Origin of the sequence: Microcoleus sp. MON2_D5 (assembly GCF_036701905.1) — a bacterium.
Lineage (GTDB): Bacteria > Cyanobacteriota > Cyanobacteriia > Cyanobacteriales > Microcoleaceae > Microcoleus.
Genome location: NZ_JAUBRM010000194.1, coordinates 1 through 3,671 on the forward strand (window position 1 = coordinate 1; position 3,671 = coordinate 3,671).

4 protein-coding genes are annotated in these 3,671 nt (G+C 43.0%); 1 reads left to right on the forward strand and 3 read right to left on the reverse strand.

What is annotated here, in order from left to right; all coding sequences use genetic code 11:
• Nucleotides 1-172: 172 nt before the first annotated feature.
• From QUA47_RS30405 to QUA47_RS30415, 3 genes are all read right to left on the reverse strand, one after another.
• Nucleotides 173-694 (reverse strand): hypothetical protein, encoded by a 522-nt coding sequence (locus tag QUA47_RS30405; protein WP_333433560.1) that lies wholly within the window; start codon nucleotides 692-694, stop codon nucleotides 173-175.
• 185 nt (nucleotides 695-879) lie between these two features.
• Complete coding sequence (locus QUA47_RS30410; protein WP_194060967.1) at nucleotides 880-1,239, reverse strand: hypothetical protein; 360 nt, start codon at nucleotides 1,237-1,239, stop codon at nucleotides 880-882.
• A gap of 284 nt (nucleotides 1,240-1,523) precedes the next feature.
• Nucleotides 1,524-2,261, reverse strand: coding sequence for a hypothetical protein (locus QUA47_RS30415; protein ID WP_333433561.1), 738 nt, complete (start codon nucleotides 2,259-2,261; stop codon nucleotides 1,524-1,526).
• 381 nt (nucleotides 2,262-2,642) lie between these two features.
• Here QUA47_RS30415 and QUA47_RS30420 point away from each other — a divergent pair, with 381 nt between their 5' ends.
• Nucleotides 2,643-3,638 carry an ATP-binding protein gene (locus tag QUA47_RS30420; RefSeq protein ID WP_333433562.1) on the forward strand — a complete coding sequence of 332 codons (996 nt, stop codon included), beginning with the start codon at nucleotides 2,643-2,645 and terminating at the stop codon, nucleotides 3,636-3,638.
• The last annotated feature ends 33 nt before the right edge of the window (nucleotides 3,639-3,671 follow it).

Here is a 3,671-nt window from a genome sequence, read left to right on the forward strand (position 1 = left end):
GTCTACACAGTCTCTTATGCTTATTTTGTTAACTTTGTCAAGTTCATATTATACCAAATTAGATGAGCTTACCCTGAAAAGGAGGGTTCATTCAAAAAAACTTTCTATCAAATCGTTACCATAAGTTTTTTTGAAATAAAGGACTAATTGGCTTGTTGATTCCCCGAGCCTGCTAACTAACTTTCAAAATTTGCTCAATTAGGGAGACAACTTGCTGCGGTCGGTGCTTAAAATGCTTCTTGATTTGAAATTTTAACGAATCTGCTGGCACATCTTTTTTGTTGAGTTTCAGGCGAATATGATCACTTCGTGGGAGAGTGGAATTGAGCGCTCGAATAACGGTGCGGCATTGTCGAAGAGTCAGGCTATCGACTTGAATGAAGGGTAGATTAAATGTGTCGGTATCGAGTTGAATATTAGAAGCAAATTCGGCTTTAAGTTGTAGCGAAGAGGTGAGGCGCTGTTCTTCTGTGGGTTCTGGAGTTGCTGCCGATTCGGTAACAGCAGGAAAGGAAGCAATTTCATTGAGAAGAGGCACAAAATCTGGGGCAAGTTCTGCTGAGAGTTTTTCAGAAGGATTCATTCGCTTTGATGCTAACAGCGTAGCGATATAGTGAACAATTAAGCCACCGTAACCAAAAATTACCACAGTTTCAATTGTGAGGGTGAGAAAATGCTGAATATGTTCGTACATGATTATAATTTATTTGCAAGTGGAACATCTCTCAAACGCGCTCGCGTTTAATATCAAAACCTTACTAAAGCCTTCTGAGAATGCGAGCGCAAGTATCGCAAACGGAACTGGTGCGGTGGGTGGGCGGGCAAAACAAATCCTGCTTGGAGCAGGATTTTATCCCCTTTATCGGGGGTCGTCATTGATTACTTGATAAAATCATCAATCTCTTCATTATCGTCAGTTGCCTTTTTCTTGTGAGAAGCTTTGACTGCCGATTCGATATAACGGAAGTGCAAGTCAATCACTGCTTGCTCAGATGAAAGCCAGTAAACGTTGCTCAAGATTTCTTCAAGCATCTCGTCAGCGGAGTAGCCTTCATATTGCTTGTTAAACCAAGTATTGAACGCTTCCCAGTCAAGAGCTTTACCTTTCTGCAACTGTCGTTGTTTGGCACGTCCCGTTAACTCGCGGGCAACGTGCAAAAACATCTCGAAGCGCTGTTCTTCAAGAGTTTCTGCAAATTGCTTTTGCATCGGAGTTGGAGCGGATTTGCGATTAGCCATGATTAACCCTCAAGCGTGTTTTTTCTTCACAACTAAAGCGACGACAGTTCGCTAATTACAATTAATTCAAAAAATTTAGTGGGTGGGTGAGTGGGTAAAATTAAATTCACAACCAAGGTCAAAGTTTCCTTGATTGTGAATTTGTTGGGTATGCTTCCCAGAGCGTCCTGATTCGGACGGTGGCGACAATCATTACCCAACATCGCGATTCGTGGAAAAGGCCTCGATAGAGGCAAAAAAATGCTCTGCTTTTTCAGCAGAGCTTTCTAATCAAACTTTAGCAATTATTCGTCGTCTTCCTCAAATTCTTCGTCTTCGTCTAAACTAAAATCATCCTCCTCATCGTCATCATCCTCATCCTCATCCTCATCCTCATCGCCTTCCTCGTCTTCGTCTTCGTCATCAATTTCATCGAGTATGTCATCAATTTCATCATCTTCATCATCGAATTCCTCGTCCTCATCGAGTTCTTCAGTATCTTCTTCAGAGGATTTAGCTAACTCGTTGCGACGCTTTAAGCTTTGAGCATTGAACTCCATTAAATCGGCAATGGCAGCTTGCGGGTTGTCAGCAATTGTATCGTAAAGTTGGCTCATCGCTAAGGCAACAACTTCGACATCATACTTGAGTTCATCGGGTCGGCCAACTAGCTTGGGAAACACAGTATTGTTCCACTCTTGCCAGTCGAACTTTTTACCATTGCCATTACCGTTGCGCTTATTCAACTGAGCTTGAATATCCAATCCCAGTTTTTCGCGAATTGCGTGGCCAACCTTTGTCGAAATACGGCTATCGCGACGCTGAATTGTCACGCCGTACTTCTTATGAATTGTATTGCGAATCTGTTTGACTAGCTCGCCAGCAAGTTGCTCGGAGCTGAGGTTAGGTTGAGGTTCTGATTTGGCTCCATTGTTAATGCTAACTGTTTTACTGTTTTGCTTTTCAGGCGGTTGAGATTTGGCAGGCACTGGGGACCGGGAGCGAATGGGAGTGGCTGCGGTTTGCTTTTTACTTGTGACCATGATTGACAATTTAACTTGCATAACATCAATTTATTAGTGCCGTTAGGCACAATTACCCCCTCCAATTGAGGGGGAAAACTTCGCTCATTAGCAGGACGCTAAATTTTAATTATGTTAGTTAAACTTTTATGTTAAACATCCTCTATTTAGATATATAAATTCATGAAATATTTCACGATTTTGTCTAATTTAAGAGTCCCTCCAACTCCAATATTTGCCCTAGAATATTACAGTGCAGATCGCCAAAAAATATTGTCATCATTTCATCAGTACGCCAGTGAGTGTTGTTTACCTGTTTATTATTGGAATCCAGGCTATGCAACTCTTCAACAGGTGCGGTGTTTGAATAAAAATCTCCCAATTTTAGGTTGTCATTCAGATATGACAAGCGTTTCAGATATTTCCCAGATGTATAATAGTGAATGCGTCTTATGTAAAACTGAGCTATCTGTCGGAAGTGATGTGCTGCAATTTCTGCTGGAAAATGACTGTCCCGGTATCTTTTTGTTAGAGGATATTTTGGAATCAGACAGTACCGAACAGCCTCTTGTCCGCCGTTATTCTCAATTGGCTAACGCATTCTTTGAGCTGAAAGGGCGTTGGGCCAACCAATATTGGGTACTGCTGGGTGAGTACATCCAACTGCCATCAAAGCTAAGTCCATTAATTCCTCTACTCAAATGTCCGTTACCCGATCGTTTTGAAGTCGAAGTTCTTGTAGATAATTTTTGCGATCGCAATTGTTCCCTTGATTTTGGTTCAGATGCGGTAGCTGCTAAAAAACGGCTGGCTGTTTCTAGTCTAGGGCTGCCAACTGCTGAAATTGAATTGGTGTTAGATCGATCGCTCTCTGTGACCGCTTCAGTTGTCCAAATCGCACAGTTGGTATTGGAGCATAAAATATCGCAACTTCGAGACCAGGGGTTGGAGTTCATTGCTTCTCCAGACGTGCCTCATGCTGGCGGTTTAGATTTATTAGACGCTTATTTGAGCGAAGTCGTAAAGCTGTCAGAAGCTGATGCCAAGAAATACCACCTCAGACCTCCCAAAGGAATGCTGCTGTGGGGGCCGCCGGGGACGGGCAAAAGTTTGAGTGCGAAGCTAGCTGCTAAGAAGCTAGGTTATGCGCTTTTAGCAGCAAGTTGGGGCAATATTCTAGGTTCCTCTAATCCCGACCGCGCTCTCAACAAAATGCTGGATACAGCCGATAATTTGGGCGGCTGCGTGCTGTTCTTTGACGATTTTGACAAGGGTTTTTCTGGCTGGGAATCAAATGCTGATGGCGGTGTAGCTAGACGGCTGTCGCAGAAATTGCTCACCTGGATGCAGGAACATGGGTGCATCTCAGTTTTGCACATATATCAAGTGGAAAGTTGACCATTGAGATAAGCACAGCGCAGAGAAAGGATA

Coding starts and splice junctions, on each gene's coding strand:
- QUA47_RS30415 (WP_333433561.1), bottom strand. CDS start 2,261: ATGGTCACAAGTAAAAAGCAAACCGCAGCCACTCCCATTCGCTCCCGG.
- QUA47_RS30405 (WP_333433560.1), bottom strand. CDS start 694: ATGTACGAACATATTCAGCATTTTCTCACCCTCACAATTGAAACTGTG.
- QUA47_RS30410 (WP_194060967.1), bottom strand. CDS start 1,239: ATGGCTAATCGCAAATCCGCTCCAACTCCGATGCAAAAGCAATTTGCA.
- QUA47_RS30420 (WP_333433562.1), top strand. CDS start 2,643: ATGACAAGCGTTTCAGATATTTCCCAGATGTATAATAGTGAATGCGTC.